Below are 16,759 nucleotides of genomic sequence, written 5' to 3'. Positions count from 1 at the left end.
TTTTTTGTCGTGTCTGCAATTTGTGCACGTTATGTGATTCTGCATGGAATGAGGGAGCTTTTTCTGGATGAAATTGTTTCTGAAAATCTTTTCGATCTTTACCCCGAAGGAACTGCGCTACTGTGCCTTTCTTGTAGCCGTGATGATGGTTGGTGCCGTTCTCGAAGCAGTCGGCATCGGAACGATTCTCCCCCTCATCTCGCTCATGGGGCAACCGGAATTTCTTGCAGAGCATACGGAGATTGCAGGATATGCGGTGAAGATCGGAATCACAACGCATACGCAGCTGATCATTGGGCTCTCGATCCTCCTTATCCTGCTCTATATCCTCAAAAATCTCTACCTCGCATGGCAGCTGCGCTTGCAGATCAACTTTTCCATCTCGAATCAGATCCAGTTTTCCAAGGAGCTCATGGCGAGCTATCTTTCCAAGCCCTATCTCTTTCATCTGAATCATAATACGGCAACCCTTTTGCGTAATGTCAACAGTGGTGGTGTGGTTATTTTCTCCAATATATTGGTGCCGACATTTCAGCTTCTGACAGAGATTGTTACAGCGTTGACCATTTGGGGAATGCTTATCTTTGCGGATCCCTTTACTGCGATCATTGTGGCCGGTGTTATGGGGGGGATGATCTATGCGATTCTTCGATCGTTTCGTCGCAAGATTGATGAGACTGCTCAGATACAGAATACATATGTCGCGGCCTATATTCAATCAGTGAATCAGAGCCTGGGGGCAATCAAAGAAACGAAGGTTATGCGTAAGGAACAGGCATTTCTCCAAGAGTTTGCGAAAAATTATGAAAGATTTGGCCTGGCGAATCAGAAGTTTATGTTTTTGAATCAGTTGCCGCGCATCATTATTGAAACGCTCATCGTGTGTGCGTTGCTTCTCCTCATCATTGAAAAAGTGGCATTTGGGAACACGCCGATGGAGATCGTTCCCCTGCTCGGGGTTCTTGCTCTCGCGGCATTTCGGTTGATGCCAAGTGCAAACCGCATTGTAACGCTTTCCAATGGCATCAAATTCCATATGCCGCTGTTTGATGAGCTCTACCGTGAGCTTCTCGCACTCAAATCGCGTAAATATCATCGCCGAGATCTGAAACTGGCGGATACTCCGCCCCCGCTTCCTTTTACCAACACAATTTGCGTGGAACATTTGGGATTTTATTATCCCGGAACATCAGAGGAAGTGCTTACGGATGTCAGCTTTTCCATTCCGAAAGGAAGTTTTGTCGGTGTTTTGGGGCCATCGGGCGCGGGTAAAACCACATTTGTCGATATTCTTCTGGGGCTTTTCGTCCCGACACGCGGCAGGATCACCGTTGACGGGATAGATATTCGGCATGAACTTCGCGCATGGCAGGCGAATATCGCCTACGTTCCGCAGTCCATCTATCTGACCGATGCGACCATTCGCGAGAACGTGGCATTGGGAGAATCACCCGACGAAATTGACGAGGATCGTGTCCATAGAGCGCTCGCCATGGCAGAACTGGATGCGTTTGTGAACGCGCAGGAGCAGGGGCTTGATACCATGGTCGGCGAGCGCGGGGTGAAGCTCTCCGGCGGACAGCGGCAGCGTATCGGCATCGCGCGGGCACTCTATCAGCAGCCGGAGGTGCTGATCCTCGATGAGGCGACCTCTGCGCTTGATACTGAGACGGAAAAGAGCATTACGCATACGATACTGAAGTTCAAGGGAAAGATTACGATTGTTGCGATTGCACATCGCGTCAGTACATTGGAAGCCTGTGACTTCAAGGTGATGTTTGAGAATGGCACAGCACGTGAGCTTTATTCATGAAGCTCTGGCAGTAAAATAAACGTGGAGGATTGAGCATGGGGATAAAGGAGAAACTGAAAAGATTCCGACATAGAATATTTGCAGCGGATTTTACCATTCTGGATGAGTTGTATTGGGCGCAGATTTATAACAGTACAATTCAAAACAGCGCATGGTTGGAGGATAAGTCTATATCCCCCGGGCGATGGGCCGTTGGGTACAACTACCTCTATGTGCTATACCGTATTTTAGATGATATAAGACCGACCCATATTCTTGAATTGGGACTTGGACAAAGCACCAAGATTATTGGGCAATACGCTATGCACTGTAATGCGTCAGAACATATTGATCATGTTGTTGTAGAACATGATGATGAATGGGTACAGTTCTTCTTTCGGAGGAATAAGCCTTTATGTCAAAACACACAGATTGTTACACTGCCTTTGATCGATGTTGAAAAAGAAGGGGAACTGTTTAAAGTATACGATGGGTTTCAAGGTATGATGGAATCTCTGAACATGAGATTCCATGTGCTTTCCATTGATGGCCCATTGGGGGCCGGTGAACATTGGGGGCGTCGGGATATTTTATCCTGTATTCCTAGCTGTCTTGAGGCTGATTTTGCCATTATTTTTGATGATTACGGACAGGGAGAGTATACTCTAAATACCATTAAGGATACAGAAAAGATACTTCATGAACATCATATAGAATTTGTTAAGGGAATGTATCCGGGTGTTGCACATAAAGGCGTGTGTATCCTGACATCAAAATCATGGAAATTTCTGACCTCGCTATAAGTGGGGATGAACGGAGCGATACCGTGGTTATAGCACCGAAAGAATATTATCGAAATAAAAAAGGTTTTTGTTTGGCACAGAAAGATTGGATTACACGATAAAGGCAGCACTGATAAATTCAGCCGCGCCGTCTTAGCACATCTTTTTCGCCCTGCCTATGTCGACAAATTCTCCACATAGCCCTGCTGTGCGTTCGGTTTATTTCTTTGACAGGGAAAAATCTGTGCCAATCTGACGGCCTTCATTTTATCAGTGATTCCTAGATGTTGAATATGAGAGAGGGCAGTGCCGTGAAAATAGCAATCGCAGGTACCGGCTATGTAGGTCTTGCAAATGGTCTTCTGTTGGCGCAGCATCATGATGTATATGCCTATGATATTGTCCAGGAGAAAGTAGACCGACTGAACAGCGGGCGCTCTCCTGTTGTGGATGCTGACATTGAGGAGTACCTTCAGAAGGATACCCTTTCGTTTCGTGCGACGACAAATGCAGCGGAGGCATTTTGTGGTGCGGGATATATTATTATTGCTACGCCGACGGATTATGACGCGAAGCGCAATTTTTTTGATACGTCATCCATCGAAGATGTGCTTGACAAAATCATAAAGCTCAATCCTACGGCGAATATTGTCATCAAGTCGACGATTCCTGTAGGATATACAAAGTCCATACAGAAATACTATTCGTTGGAGAATATCTTCTTTGCACCAGAATTTTTGCGCGAAGGGAAGGCTCTTTATGATAATCTTTATCCGTCGCGCATTATTGTCGGTGCAAAGACGAAGGCGGCACAGCAATTTGCAGATCTTCTCGTCACAGCAGCGGCAGCGAAGGATGTTCCTGTCCTTTTCATGGAGTCTACAGAGGCGGAAGCGGTCAAGCTTTTTGCCAATACCTATCTAGCACTTCGTGTTGCGTATTTTAACGAACTGGACAGCTATGCGGAGCTTCGCGGACTGGACAGTGCGCAGATTATCAGAGGGGTCTGTCTTGACCCACGTATAGGTCAGGATTACAACAATCCATCCTTTGGCTATGGGGGATATTGTCTGCCGAAGGATACAAAGCAGCTTTTGGCGAATTATAAAGATGTTCCGCAAAATCTTATCACGGCGATTGTGCAGGCAAATCATACACGCAAGGATCATATCACGGAGATGGTTCTTGCGCGTGATCCGAAAAAGGTAGGGATTTATCGCCTAACGATGAAGGCCGGATCAGATAATTTCCGTACTTCAGCGATCCAAGGAATTATCAAGCGCCTTCGCGCAGAGGGGGCGCAGGTTGTTATCTATGAGCCGATGGCGGAGAAAGAAGCGCTGTTTCATTGCCCGATTCTTCGTGACATTGAGGAGTTTAAGCGGGTCAGCGATGTCATCGTCGCGAACCGTTGGTCGGCTGAGTTGTCGGATGTCAGGGATAAAGTCTACACACGGGATATTTTTGGAAGAGACTAGGCAGTCATAGGGGGAGAGCGCATGTGCGGATTTGCAGGGTTCGTATGTCCCGGAGCAAATGCGGAGAAAGAGCGTGTCGATGTGATGCTCGATACGATCCGACATCGTGGACCGGACGAGCAGGGCGTATATACCTTCTCGAACTGTGCTATCGGTCATGTGCGTCTTAGCATTGTCGATATGGTGTCCGGACGGCAGCCCATGCTTTCGGCGAGCAATGATGTGGGTGTCGTGTTTAATGGGGAAATCTACGGATTTCGCGAAATTCGCGAGGAGCTTTTTGCAGGTGGTGCGGCCTTTCGTACAAATTCGGATACGGAGGTTCTCCTTGCGCTTTATCAGAAATATGGTATGCAGATGCTTTCGCGTCTGCCGGGGATGTTTGCTTTTGCTCTATGGGATGATCGGGAGCAACTTCTTTTTTGTGCGCGTGACCGATTTGGTGAGAAGCCGTTTTACTATGCCATTGGGCGCAATGGGGAGATGATTTTCGCCTCGGAAATCAAGTCGATCCTGGCAAGCAATCTCGTTGATCCTGTATTGGATATGCGGGCAGTCTCGCATTATCTCCATTATTCGTATATCTATCCGACGCTTACGATTTATAAAAATATCTTCACGCTGCCCCCTGCCCATGCACTTTGTTATCATGCGGGGCGTATCGAGATCGAACCGTACTGGACTCTTCCCGAAACGAATGTGAAAATTGGGGAGGAGGAGGCTGTCGAGGAGTTTACACGGCTTTTTCATCAGGCGGCTCGGCGGCAGTTGGTCGCGGACGTTCCCGTGGGGGCGTTTCTCTCCGGCGGTCTGGATTCCGGTTCTGTTGTTGCGGTTGCATCGGACTATGTGCCGAAATTGACGACCATTTCGTTTGCATTTCGTGAAGGGCTTGATGAATCGCCGATTGCACATACGATGGCGGAACGATATGGGACGAATCACATTGATGTGCGCGATATTGACTTTGATATGGCAGAAATGCTGATGAAGATGCAGGAAATCTTCGATGAGCCGTTTGCCGATCCTGCCGCTATCCCTGCCTATCTGATTGCGAAGGAGGCACGAAAGTACGCCAAGGTTGTTCTGACGGGAGATGCCGGTGATGAAATATTGGGGGGCTACGATACCAAATATTCCGCATTCGCCTATGCACGGCGCTTTGCGGAGCAAAACATTTCCGTTCCGTTATATCGACGGCGGCTTCAGGCATCTTATTTTGCACAGCGTGTAAAGAGAAAACTGCAAAAACTGTACGCTGTGGACGGGCAGACAGTTGCTATGCGCGATATAGAGATTCGTATGCGTGCGCTCGATATTTATGCGGCTGCTCCGCAGAATATTGCGGATTACGCACGGGGCGCGTTTCGGCTGCTCAGCAAAGAACAGGCGCACGCACTCCGCCTTCCGCCGCTTGGTAATGATTATTGGCTATATGAGGGGCTTCTCGGAGGAAATGCGCTTGATGATGCAATCCGCATTGACTTGCTCGACTATCTTCCGGGCAACGGGTTCGTCAAATCGGATCGAACGACGATGGCGGTTTCTCTTGAGAGCAGGACGCCGTTCTGTGATGTTGAACTGGCGACGTTTGCGATCCGTCTGCCGTTTTCGATGAAGGTGCGCGAGAAGTCCGCGAAGTACATCATGCGAAAAGCCTTGGGGGATCGTTGGACGGATGCGGTAAAGGGATTTGCCAAAAATGGATTCTCACCGCCGTTTGGCACATGGCTGCAGGAACCCAAGGTGAAGGAGATGACCTCGTTTTACCTGCACGAACGAGACAGAAAGATCTTCGATGTCCTTGATTTTGACGGCGTACAGGCGGTTATGGGAGACGGGGGCGCTGTTTGGCAGCAATGGATGCTGCTCCAACTCTCCATGTGGATGGAACTGCATCCATGCAGGTTGGCGTGACTTCGATGCAGTACAGACAGACTTTTGATTGAATGGGTGATTGATTTGAACTACGCCGACTTGGTATGGGATCATGACGAGAATGCTCATGCGGAGTATATGAACAATCTTGCGCCGATCGTACTCTTTACCTATAACCGCCTTGACCATACAAGGCAGACGGTGGAGGCTCTTCGGGCGAATCTCTATGCAAAGGAAAGTGTGCTCTATATATACTCCGATGCGCCAAAGACGGAGGCGGCAGCTGCGGCTGTGCAGGCGGTGCGCGACTATCTTCATACGATTGACGGCTTTCGTGAAGTCCATATCATTCTCCGTGAGGAGAATTGGGGACTTGCGCGCAATATCATGGATGGTGTGACGCAGATTGTCAATCAATATGGGAAGATCATCGTTCTTGAGGATGATATTGTTACCTCAAAGTATTTTCTGAAGTACATGAATGATGCGCTTGAAATCTATAAAGACGCTCCGCAGGTTATGAATATCTCTGGTTATATGTATCCGCTTGTAACGGCGGAGTTACCCGAAGCATTTTTCATGCACTATGGGTATTGTTGGGGCTGGGGGACGTGGAAGGCTGCATGGGATCTTTTTGAGAGAGTGCCGAAGAAGCTGATCCAAGAATTTACAGAGGATGATATATACCACTTCAATCTGGAGGGCGCTGTGGATGTTTGGCAGCAAGTCGTTGCCAATGAGGGCGGGGCGCTATACACATGGGCTGTCTTTTGGTATGCTGCTGTTTTTCGGAATAAGGGATTGACCCTTGTTCCAAGAAACTCACTTACGCTTAATGTCGGGATGGATGGATCGGGAGAGCATTGTGGTGATACAGAACTGTATCATGTTAAAGTCAATCAAAATCCAATTCAAAAGTTCCCTTTAGAACTTCAAGAACTACCCCTTGCAAGGGAAAGGCATCGTCTTTTTTTTGAGAAGCAGAAGCTGAGCTTTTTCCGTCGATTGGCAAGAAAAGGGAAGAGCAGCATACGGAAACTGTTGTAAATATAGTTTAACGTCAGGGCGTGATTTTCTTGGTGAGTATGATAAGGATTGTGTTTCACTGCTGAAGAATGGCTGATGTAAAAGGTGTGATTATGTATGCTATCCTCTATTGTTTTTTTGTTCTCATGCCGTATGATGAATTTATGGGAACGTATTCATAATAAGATTCAAAAAAAACATTGTATTGTCGGTAGCAATACGAAGTTTCATCGACAGTCTAACATAATAAATATGTCCAATAAAAATGAGCATATTTTGATAGGGTGCGGAACTCATATTCGTGGAGAGCTTATGGTTTTTCCGTATAGAGGAAAAATACAAATTGGTGATGATTGTTATGTTGGTGAGGGAACAAGAATTTGGTCTGAAAAAGGGATCTCTATTGGAAATCGTGTGCTAATTTCGCACAATGTCGATATACACGATTCTAATGATCATCCGGTAGAAAAGAGAGAGCGACATAATCATTATTTAACTATTTTAAAAGAGGGGTTTCGTGAAGGCTTTGATTTGAGAGGTCAAGAGATTTGTATTCAGGATGATGTATGGATCGGATTCGGCTCATGTATTATGAAAGGTGTGACAATAGGAGAAGGGGCGGTGATTGCTGCTCATGCTGTTGTGACGAGAGACGTTCCATCTGGCGCTGTTGTTGGCGGAAATCCGGCGCGTATCATTAAGAAAATACCAAGTGAATAGATATACTGCCGTGAAAAATGAGTGAACAGAACAACAATCATAGAGAGGGGCTGAGCCGTTTTGGGGACAATGCAATGTGAGATTTGTACAACGGAGATGCAGCCGTTTGAAACAGGGACGATACTGCAAAAATATACCATACAGTATTATCATTGTCCTCATTGCGGTTTCGTACGGACAGAAGAACCGTATTGGCTGGACGAAGCCTATTCGGATGCCATCTGTGATGCGGACATCGGTTTGTTATCAAGAAATGTGTTTCTGTTTCCCGGAATCGAAGCCATCATCAATATCTGCCTTCCGCAATCGGAGACGTTCTTAGATTACGGGGGAGGGTATGGCATATTTGCGCGTCTGATGCGCGATAGCGGAATCCCCTTTGAATGGTATGACCGGTATTGTCAAAATCTATTTGCAAAAGGTTTTGAAAAACAGCACGATCATTACGATGTTGTCACGGCATTTGAGCTTTTCGAGCATTTTGCCGAACCGATGAAAGAAATAGAAAATCTGATGGCGCTTGGTGACAATCTCATTGTCATGACAACGCTGATCTCAAATCCGCCGCCCCATATAAAGGATTGGTGGTACTATGTGACGCTGCATGGGCAGCATATTGCATTTTATACAGAGCGATCCATGCATCTGATTGCGGAACGTTTTCGTCGCCATTATGTCGGCTGCGGCAATATTCATCTTTTTTCATCGGAACCGCTGCCATCTTGGAAAGTACGTCTTTCTCTGAGTCGTTTTCGTGGGATATTGATGCGCTTTAAGCACAGAGAATCCCTTTTGTCACAGGACTATGAAAAGATCACGGGATAACGTTTGACCTAATATCTGATACATGGTGGAGGAAACGGTGAAACGCGTATTGATTACAGGCGCACATGGCTTTCTTGGACGCTATGTGGCGAGAATATATGGTCAGGCGGGATTTTATGTCATCGGTTTGGGGCATGGCTCATGGAGTGCATCCGAGGCAAAGGAATGGGGCGTTGACGAGTGGCATCGTGCGGATGTCGATATGGATTCGCTGCAAAGCTATGCCTCCCATGTGAGTATCATAGCTCACTGTGCGGGAAGCGGCTCGGTCGGCTTTTCCCTGTCCAATCCCATGAAGGATTTTGAGCGGACCGTCTGGACGACGCATTATGTGCTCGAATACATTCGCACATGCTCCCCGCAGACACGACTGCTCTATCCGTCCAGTGCGGCGATTTATGGCAATCAAGAGACGCTTCCGCTGACGACGGACATGACCCCGAATCCGATTTCCCCCTATGGCGTGCATAAAAGCATCGTCGAGGAGCTGTGCGTGATGTATGCGAAGCAATACGGTGTTCATGTTGCCGTGCTTCGCTTGTTTTCGGTCTATGGGAATGGTCTGAAAAAACAGCTGCTTTGGGATGCCTGCAGCAAGCTGGCGCAGGGGGATAATACCTTTTGGGGGACCGGTGAGGAGACGCGGGACTGGGTTCATGTTTCCGATGTGGCGCAGGCGTTTCTGATTGCAGGGGAGAAGGCGTCGCCCCGGTGTCCTGTGGTCAATGTGGGGACGGGTCATGCAGTACAGGTCAAAGATGTTCTGGACATCCTTTTTGAAGCGTACGGGGCGCAGGGGCATCCGGCCTTCGGCGGAGAGGTCAATGCAGGGAATCCGAATCATTATGTGGCGGACGCTGCTGCGATGAACGGCTGGGGGTGGCACCCGTCCGTTGATTTGACGCAGGGGATCAGAGCGTATGTAAGGTGGTATCGGGAGTATGGTAACGGCGGCATTCGTGCTTGACCTATCGAACAGCTGGCTTGGTGGAGTAAATTACTATCGGAATCTCCTTACTGTGATTTCGCGGTATGCATCGGATGATATTCGCGTCAAGGTGTTTCTTCCGAAAGGGCAGGATATAGATGCGTTTCGTGATCTCTCAAGGACTGTCGAGTTTGTATACATATCGTTTCCTGCACGATGGACATTTCCTTGGTTCGTGCGAAAACTGTGGATGAAATTTTTTCATGAAGACCGGTTTCTGGCGCGGCTTCTTCGCCGTCATGGTGTCGATGTTCTCTCTCATGCGCCGGATTCTGTTCGGTGTCCGGGAGTAGAGAATATCGCGTGGATTCCGGACTTTCAACACAAGTATCTGCCGGAGTTTTTTTCACAAGAAGAGCGTTCGTTTCTGGACGCAAAATTTGAGCGCATTGCAGCGTGTATGGACAAGGTGATCCTCAGCAGTGAGGCAGCGAAAGATGATTTTATAAAATATTATCCGCAGTACAAAGAAAAAGCACGTGTCCTGCATTTTGCACCCGTTCTGGATTTCGATTTGCCCAAACAGGTGAATGCGGTTGAGGAGAAATATGGCATTACAGGGAAGTATTTCTTTTTGCCGAATCAATACTGGAAACATAAAAATCATAAAGTGGTTCTAAAGGCACTGCACCTTCTGAAGGAAGAGGGGAAATTCGTCCGCGTCGTGTCCACGGGGAATACAAGTGACTATCGAGCGCCTGCGTACTTTGCTGAGATCGAGGCGTTTGTTGAGGCACACGAGCTCGGCGACCGATATTTGATCTTGGGCATGATCCCCTATGCAGATGTGCAGGCACTGGCAGAGGGCTCTTTGGGGTACATCAACCCCTCGTTCTTTGAGGGGTGGAGTACCACGGTAGAGGAGGCAAAATATCGGGGGAAACCGATACTGCTGTCAGATCTGAAAGTACATAGAGAGCAAGCACCGTCAAAGGGCGTGTTTTTCCATCCAAACGATGCTGAAGATCTGGCGAAGAAGATGTGGGAACTGTGGCGGCAGCCGACGCTGCATGAAGATGTTGATGTTTTGAAGAGAAGAAATGAGGCGGCGCTTCAAAAATTTGCACAGGACTATTGTGATATTGTGCAGACATCACGATAGTTGTTGTGTATGTGCAAGAACAAATATGTACCATAGAGCGTGATATTATTTCAAGGGGATGGCAGATTATTTATCCGCAAAGTATCAGTAATCTAAGGGGGACGCCATGGAGAAAAAGGACTTTCCAATGTCGCAGAAGCTGGCTCTGCTGCTCGGCGATATGGGGATTACCGTCTTGGTGTACCTTTTTGTTACGACGGTCATCTTGGCGCGCGGCAGTCTCATCATTAATTTCGACCTGTATCAGGGGATGCTCCCTGTGCAGGTCATACTGACGGGTCTGTTGTTCAACATCAACGGACTCTATACGATCGAGCGCAAACGTTTCGCGGAGATCCTGCTCTCTGTCGCGGTCAGCATGGTGCAAATGCTCGTCCTCATGATGGCACTGACCTTTTTCATCCGTGAGTTTGCGCTGTCCCGTGGTGTGCTGCTGTGGTGTGCGGGCATTGACTTCGTCCTGCTTGCGGCATGGCGGCATCTTCTTTGGCGCTATGTCCGAGCGCATCAGGAAATTCATGGGGTTATGCTGATCGGCAGCGAGGAAGAATGTCAGCACGTCTACCATCGTATGAAGCAGCAGCCGCAGCTCGCGATGGAACTTCGCTCCATCTGCACGGATCTCGCGGGGAGTGACTGGGCGTCTGCGGCGGAGCAGGTGGATGTCCTCGTCATCTGCCCCGATATACGTCTCAAGGACAAGGCGAAACTCGTACACTACTGTAACCTGCACGAAAAGCAGGCGCTCCTGATTCCAAACGCATACGAGGTGTTCTGCAGCGGAATGACGCTGGACAAGATTGACGATATTCCCGTCTTTCGCCCGGAGCGACTTCGGCTGACCTTGGAGCAGCGCAGCCTGAAGCGGATCTTGGACATCACGGTTGCATTGGCAGGATTCCTCGTGGCTCTCCCGATCATGATTTTGACGGCAATTGCCATCAAGATTTTTGATCCGGGACCGATCTTCTACAGTCAGGAGCGGGCGGGACGCTATGAAAAGCCGTTCAAGGTGTATAAGTTCCGCACGATGTGCGTCGATGCGGAGAAAGTGAGCGGTCCCATGCTCGCACAGGAAAATGACCCGCGCATCACACGTCTTGGCGCGTTCCTCCGCGCGGTTCGCCTTGATGAGCTCCCGCAGATCTGGAATGTCCTCGTTGGGGATATGAGCATCGTCGGTCCGCGTCCGGAGCGCCCGTTCTTTATTGAACAGTTCAAACGGGAGATCCCCGAATACGTCTATCGGATGAATGTCAAACCCGGCATTACGGGACTGGCGCAGGTCTACGGCAAATACAATACAACGGCGTACGACAAGCTCATCTACGACCTCGTCTACATCCAGAACGCCGGTATCCGCACCGATCTCACCATCATCCTCCAGACGGTCTGCGTCCTCTTTCAAAAGAGTGCCACGGAGGGCGTGTATGACGTGCGTTCGAAGGAGAGCTTGAAGGAGTTCGATATACAGAAGAATATCTACGGGGATTTCTAACGACAGAGGATAGAGAATGAGAATCTCGATTATCACGGTCTGTTATAATGCTGAGGCTACCATCGAGCAGACCATACGCAGCGTAGTACAACAGACATATTCGAATATAGAGTACATCATTGTAGATGGAAATTCTACGGATCGTACCATGGATATTGTTCATTCCTATGAAGCACAAATAGCAACGATTATTTCCGAAGATGACAATGGCATATATGATGCTATGAATAAAGGGATTCGTGTCGCAACAGGGGATTATATACAATTCCTGGGTGCCGATGATTGTTTGGTTGATCCGTACACAATAGAGCGCGTTTGCGGTGCAATCCGTGATGATACGGATGTGTTTAGTGCGCCTTGTATTGCTGTAGATGAAAAATACCATTGTGAGGGGGTTCTGGATGCTGAAGGAGTGTCAAAAGACAATTTTCGTTCATTGCCGAAGTTGCCGCACCCGGGTGTGTTTGTCAAAAGTGCTGTTTTGAAGCAGGAGCAATTTGATACGTCGTATCGGATTGCTGCTGATCTGAAACTGCTCCTAAAGTTGTATTATACGATGCAGAAAAAGTTCCAGTTTGCAAATTTTCCAGTGACGTATTTCAGTCTTGGAGGTGTAAGCAATAAAGAGGAAAAATATGCAGAAGTGGAGAACCGGAGGATTATCAAGGAACTCGCCTTGACAGATTATGTGAGGCTTCCTTCGCAACATAAAACAAGTATAAAGGTAAAGAGCCTCATACGTAATGTACTGGATCGGGCACATATTTTGGGATGGGTTTTATGCACGTTTAAAAATTGGAACAAACATCACTGTACATGGGAACATTGCCGTTGGTGTAAAAGAAGTTGATATATGCCCATATACAGCAACACTTTGTGAAGGGAGGGCGCTGTGTGATTCCTAAAATTATACACTATTGTTGGTTTGGTCATGCGCCGAAAACAGAACAGATAAAATCGTATATCGAAACGTGGAAAACATACTGCCCGGACTATCAGATTATCGAGTGGAACGAAGAGAATTTTGACATCAATGAAAATCAATATTGCAGAGAAGCCTACGAAGCAAGAAAGTGGGCATTTGTCACAGACTATGTTCGGCTGAAGGTGCTATTTACTTATGGCGGTATATACATGGATACGGATGTCGAAGTTGTAAAACCGCTTGATAGATTCCTGTCTTACTCTGCATTTACCGGATATGAATCAACACGATATATTCCTACCGGAATAATAGGCGCTGAAAAGTGCAACGCTTGGATTCAGACGTTGTTACGAGAATATGAGACGCTCAGGTTTGTCAAAGCGGATGGTTCGTATGATTTGACAACGAATGTACATAGAATAACGAATCGGACGAAAGATGTGTATCAAATAGAATTGGATGGAAAGATGAGAGTGCTGGAAGGCAATATCGCACTCTTTCCTTTTGAATGTCTTTGTGCGAAATCTTTTCAGACAGGAGAACTTTTTGTATCAGATGAAACTTATACGATACATCATTTTGCGGGTTCGTGGCTTTCAGAAGATGCTGTGAAAGTAAAGGAGATGTATCAGAAAACCTATCTTTTTTTACGTAAGTATGTGCCAATAGAGTGTGTAGTGAATGGTTTGGCACGGCTTATTTCCACATATAAGGTATATGGCGCAAAAATCACAGCAAAAAAAATAATAAGGTTTCTTACATGAAAATATTCAAAGCATGAAATTCTTTCGGAAAGTGAACATCATACATGATAAAGATCACGGTTTTTACGGCTGCGTATAACAGAGCGCATCGTCTAAAAGAGTTATATGCGTCCTTGAAGGCGCAAAACTATGATTCCTTTGAATGGCTTGTTGTGGACGATGGCTCCGAGGACAGCACGGAGGTTCTTCTGGAAGAATGGGAGAAGGAAGCTGCCTTTCCCATCCGTTTTGTAAAGCAGCAAAATTCAGGAAAGCACGTTGCCATTAACCGTGGTGTACAGATGGCCCAAGGGGAAATCTTTTTTATTGTAGATTCAGATGATGTGCTAAGAACCGGCGTATTGGAAAAAATAGAAGGAATTTTCCGGCGTATCATTAAAAATTATAATGGATTGCTGGCAGGAATTGCGGGGCTGTCTGAGACGAGAGATGGGCGTGTGATCGGAACAGCATTTCCTTCTCGTTGTGAAAATAAATATACGAGTGTTTTGGACTGGAAGAAAGATGGTGTTGTTGGAGATAAGGCAGAGGTGTTTTATCTTCCCAGTCTAAAAAAATATCCGTTTCCGCAGGAGCAGGGTGAAAAATTTTGTTCTGAGGCAATCGTCTGGAATCGAATGGCACATGATGGATATAAGCTCTTTTGTGTCAATGAAGTCTTTAAGACGTGTGAATACCTGCAAGATGGGCTGAGTGCAAACATCGAGGCACATATGAAAAACAGTCCTCGATCCACGTTGTTATACTTTAAGGAATGGCACTCGTTTATAAGAAAAAATATCTGGTGGGGGATGAAGGTCGCATCGTGGTACGTTCTCTATGCTCGATTTTTTAAGATGCAGGATCATGAAATAAAACAGGAACTTGGGATTTCGGGTTGGTATTTTTACCTTGTATCTGCCTTGGCTAAGGTGCGAAAGGCAAGAGGACAATTTAGATGAAGAAGATTTTGTTTTTGCATCCGGGAAAGGCGAACCTTCCTGAGATTTCCATTTATAAAAAGTTTTTTTCTCGGTATTGCTTCGTAAATTGCCAAGACCTGCCTTCGTATTCATTATCTGATTTCGATCTGATATGGCAGTTTATGGGCGTGGACTTGCATTTCCGAAAATCCATTCCGACGATTCACGAGTATGCATCGCTTTCGGTGGGACGAGGGAATCGGATCAAGGATTTCATGAAGCGGTGGTTGAACGCACGTCCTTCCCTGCGAATTTTTCTGAATCCGTCCATTCGTGATGCCTATGGATTTGCGGACGGCGTGCCTTATTGTTATCGCGATATGGGGGTGGATCCCCGTTTTTTTGAAGTACCTGATCCTGAAATCATGTATGATTTCGTTTATGTCGGTGCAATGGATGCGCATCGAAAATTCCATCATGTGTTGGATTTTTTTGCACGCAATCCGAAGCATCGCATTTTGCTGATCGGAAAGCCCCCCGGCGATCTGTATGACGCATATAAAGGATATACCAATATAACCTTTACCGGTGCTGTTCCATACCAAGATGTTCCGCGCCTCGCGAAACAAGCGCAGTATGCGTTGAACTACATTCCGGATCAATATCCGTATTCGTTGCAGACCTCAACGAAGCTGCTCGAATACGTTGCGATGGGCATGAAGGTTGTTACAACGTCATATCACTGGGTCAACCGGTTTGAGGCGCAGCGCAAGATGCACTTTTATAAGATACGGGAGGATTTTTCGGGATTTGATTGGAATGAACTGAATGCATTCTCTTTTTGCAATACGGATATAGAAGACTTGAAATGGGAACACATCTTGAGGAACTCCGGCTTGGATGATGCCTTGATGCGTCTGTTGGGGGAGTGAGGATGAAAATACTATATGTCATCACGCTGCCGCAGATTGGCGGTGCGCAGGTTCATCTGCTCACACTGGTGACGGAGCTTTTGAAACGAGAGCATGAGGCTGCCGTTGTTGTTGGTGCGGCAGGTTGGCTGACCGAGCAGTTGGAGGAACGCGGCATCCAATGTGTCGTCTTGCCAACGCTCAGACGAGAGATCGCACCTGCTTGTGATTTTGCCGCGTTCCGGCGTCTGCGCCGCATCATCAAGGAGTATCAGCCGGATCTTGTTCATTGTCATTCAAGCAAGGCGGGACTGCTCGGACGAATTGCTGCGAGGTCACTTGGTATTCCTGCTGTTTTCACGGTGCATGGATGGGCGTTTACGGAAGGGGTTGCGTCAACGAAGCGACGCATTTATGAGTGCATCGAATGGATCGGCGGATTCTTCGCGCAGCGTATTATTTGTGTGTCCGCGTATGACCGTAAATTGGGCGCGGCAGCACTGGGGAAACATCGTGAAAAGATGGTGACCATCTATAACGGTGTTTCGGAAGATGCGCCCCGTTATACAGGCATCATGCAGGATCCTCTGCATCTCGTCATGGTGGCGCGTTTTTCGCAGCCGAAAGCACAGGGGGATGTGTTGCAGGCACTTTTTCATTTGAACGCGTGCGGAATGAAAGTCCATGTTGACTTCGTTGGGGATGGTGCGGAACTTGCCTCTGCAAGGCAGCTTGCGGAACGCCTTTCTCTATCCGATCAGGTTCGATTTTTGGGCAGCCAAACGCATGTCGAGGAGCTTTTGCCGCACTATGACGGGTTTTTACTCATCAGTCGATGGGAAGGCTTTCCCATCAGTATCCTTGAAGCGATGCGGGCAGAGCTGCCGGTCATCGCCTCGGATGTGGGGGGCGTGTGCGAGGAGGTTCTTCATGGCACCACGGGGCTTCTTGTGCGGCGGGACAATGTGGATGATCTCACGGAGAAGCTGCGATATGCAGCCATGCATCGGGAAGAATTTCGTGCGATGGGGCGAGCCGGGCGGCAGTCCTTTCTTGAAAATTTTACGACTGATAAAATGATGGAGCGAATTATGTCCGTCTATGAGGAGTTCCGATAAGATTATTTTGCGATAATGCGTATGGTATGTTACGATTTTGTGAAATGACA

Annotated in this window: 14 protein-coding genes and 2 pseudogenes; all 16 read left to right on the top strand. The window is 47.4% G+C overall.

The window, feature by feature from the left end; genetic code table 11:
• Positions 1 to 67 precede the first annotated feature (67 nt).
• On the top strand, positions 68 to 1,813 hold the full coding sequence (locus QU667_RS10810) for an ABC transporter ATP-binding protein (RefSeq protein ID WP_304987175.1): 1,746 nt from the start codon (positions 68 to 70) through the stop codon (positions 1,811 to 1,813).
• A 35-nt stretch (positions 1,814 to 1,848) separates the two neighbouring features.
• A complete protein-coding gene (locus tag QU667_RS10805) occupies positions 1,849 to 2,595 on the top strand; it encodes a hypothetical protein (protein WP_304987174.1) in 747 nt (248 codons plus the stop codon).
• A gap of 290 nt (positions 2,596 to 2,885) precedes the next feature.
• Entirely contained in the window at positions 2,886 to 4,052 is a 1,167-nt protein-coding gene (locus QU667_RS10800) for a nucleotide sugar dehydrogenase (protein WP_304987173.1), read from the top strand.
• 21 nt (positions 4,053 to 4,073) lie between these two features.
• Complete coding sequence (asnB, locus tag QU667_RS10795; protein WP_304987172.1) at positions 4,074 to 5,969, top strand: asparagine synthase (glutamine-hydrolyzing); 1,896 nt, start codon at positions 4,074 to 4,076, stop codon at positions 5,967 to 5,969.
• Positions 5,970 to 6,005: 36 nt separating this feature from the next.
• Positions 6,006 to 6,977, top strand: a complete 972-nt coding sequence (locus tag QU667_RS10790; RefSeq protein ID WP_304988458.1) for a glycosyltransferase — start codon at positions 6,006 to 6,008, stop codon at positions 6,975 to 6,977.
• Positions 6,978 to 7,073: 96 nt separating this feature from the next.
• Positions 7,074 to 7,352: pseudogene (locus QU667_RS11640) on the top strand (hypothetical protein); the annotation flags it as partial.
• A gap of 156 nt (positions 7,353 to 7,508) precedes the next feature.
• Positions 7,509 to 7,658: pseudogene (locus QU667_RS11635) on the top strand (DapH/DapD/GlmU-related protein); the annotation flags it as partial.
• Positions 7,659 to 7,772: 114 nt separating this feature from the next.
• A complete protein-coding gene (locus tag QU667_RS10780; protein ID WP_304987170.1) occupies positions 7,773 to 8,501 on the top strand; it encodes a class I SAM-dependent methyltransferase in 729 nt (242 codons plus the stop codon).
• Between the two features lie 22 nt (positions 8,502 to 8,523).
• Positions 8,524 to 9,468, top strand: a complete 945-nt coding sequence (locus tag QU667_RS10775) for an NAD-dependent epimerase/dehydratase family protein (RefSeq protein ID WP_304987169.1) — start codon at positions 8,524 to 8,526, stop codon at positions 9,466 to 9,468.
• Positions 9,469 to 9,679: 211 nt separating this feature from the next.
• The gene (locus QU667_RS10770; protein WP_304987168.1) at positions 9,680 to 10,591 is read left to right on the top strand and encodes a glycosyltransferase family 4 protein; all 912 of its coding nucleotides are present in this window, start codon (positions 9,680 to 9,682) and stop codon (positions 10,589 to 10,591) included.
• 106 nt (positions 10,592 to 10,697) lie between these two features.
• A complete protein-coding gene (locus QU667_RS10765) occupies positions 10,698 to 12,089 on the top strand; it encodes a sugar transferase (RefSeq protein WP_304987167.1) in 1,392 nt (463 codons plus the stop codon).
• A 16-nt stretch (positions 12,090 to 12,105) separates the two neighbouring features.
• Complete coding sequence (locus QU667_RS10760) at positions 12,106 to 12,939, top strand: glycosyltransferase family 2 protein (RefSeq protein WP_304987166.1); 834 nt, start codon at positions 12,106 to 12,108, stop codon at positions 12,937 to 12,939.
• Positions 12,940 to 12,983: 44 nt separating this feature from the next.
• Positions 12,984 to 13,778 (top strand): glycosyltransferase family 32 protein, encoded by a 795-nt coding sequence (locus tag QU667_RS10755; RefSeq protein ID WP_304987165.1) that lies wholly within the window; start codon positions 12,984 to 12,986, stop codon positions 13,776 to 13,778.
• Between the two features lie 44 nt (positions 13,779 to 13,822).
• Positions 13,823 to 14,719 (top strand): glycosyltransferase family 2 protein, encoded by an 897-nt coding sequence (locus tag QU667_RS10750; RefSeq protein WP_304987164.1) that lies wholly within the window; start codon positions 13,823 to 13,825, stop codon positions 14,717 to 14,719.
• Entirely contained in the window at positions 14,716 to 15,612 is an 897-nt protein-coding gene (locus QU667_RS10745; RefSeq protein WP_304987163.1) for a glycosyltransferase, read from the top strand. Before QU667_RS10750 ends, QU667_RS10745 begins: the two co-directional genes overlap by 4 nt.
• A gap of 2 nt (positions 15,613 to 15,614) precedes the next feature.
• Positions 15,615 to 16,709 (top strand): glycosyltransferase family 4 protein, encoded by a 1,095-nt coding sequence (locus tag QU667_RS10740; protein ID WP_304987162.1) that lies wholly within the window; start codon positions 15,615 to 15,617, stop codon positions 16,707 to 16,709.
• Positions 16,710 to 16,759 lie beyond the last annotated feature (50 nt).

This window comes from Selenomonas dianae (genome assembly GCF_030644225.1).
In the GTDB taxonomy this organism is placed as follows: Bacteria; Bacillota; Negativicutes; order Selenomonadales; family Selenomonadaceae; genus Centipeda; species Centipeda dianae.
The sequence above is the reverse complement of the archived record's forward strand: the minus strand, read 5'-3'. Positions and strand labels throughout refer to the sequence as shown.

What these genes read in the sequence shown, in the direction of transcription:
- QU667_RS10810 (WP_304987175.1), top strand. Translation starts at nt 68, where the DNA reads ATGAAATTGTTTCTGAAAATCTTTTCGATCTTTACCCCGAAGGAACTG.
- QU667_RS10805 (WP_304987174.1), top strand. Translation starts at nt 1,849, where the DNA reads ATGGGGATAAAGGAGAAACTGAAAAGATTCCGACATAGAATATTTGCA.
- asnB (WP_304987172.1), top strand. Translation starts at nt 4,074, where the DNA reads ATGTGCGGATTTGCAGGGTTCGTATGTCCCGGAGCAAATGCGGAGAAA.
- QU667_RS10780 (WP_304987170.1), top strand. Translation starts at nt 7,773, where the DNA reads ATGCAGCCGTTTGAAACAGGGACGATACTGCAAAAATATACCATACAG.
- QU667_RS10775 (WP_304987169.1), top strand. Translation starts at nt 8,524, where the DNA reads ATGGTGGAGGAAACGGTGAAACGCGTATTGATTACAGGCGCACATGGC.
- QU667_RS10770 (WP_304987168.1), top strand. Translation starts at nt 9,680, where the DNA reads ATGAAATTTTTTCATGAAGACCGGTTTCTGGCGCGGCTTCTTCGCCGT.
- QU667_RS10765 (WP_304987167.1), top strand. Translation starts at nt 10,698, where the DNA reads ATGGAGAAAAAGGACTTTCCAATGTCGCAGAAGCTGGCTCTGCTGCTC.
- QU667_RS10760 (WP_304987166.1), top strand. Translation starts at nt 12,106, where the DNA reads ATGAGAATCTCGATTATCACGGTCTGTTATAATGCTGAGGCTACCATC.
- QU667_RS10750 (WP_304987164.1), top strand. Translation starts at nt 13,823, where the DNA reads ATGATAAAGATCACGGTTTTTACGGCTGCGTATAACAGAGCGCATCGT.
- QU667_RS10745 (WP_304987163.1), top strand. Translation starts at nt 14,716, where the DNA reads ATGAAGAAGATTTTGTTTTTGCATCCGGGAAAGGCGAACCTTCCTGAG.
- QU667_RS10740 (WP_304987162.1), top strand. Translation starts at nt 15,615, where the DNA reads ATGAAAATACTATATGTCATCACGCTGCCGCAGATTGGCGGTGCGCAG.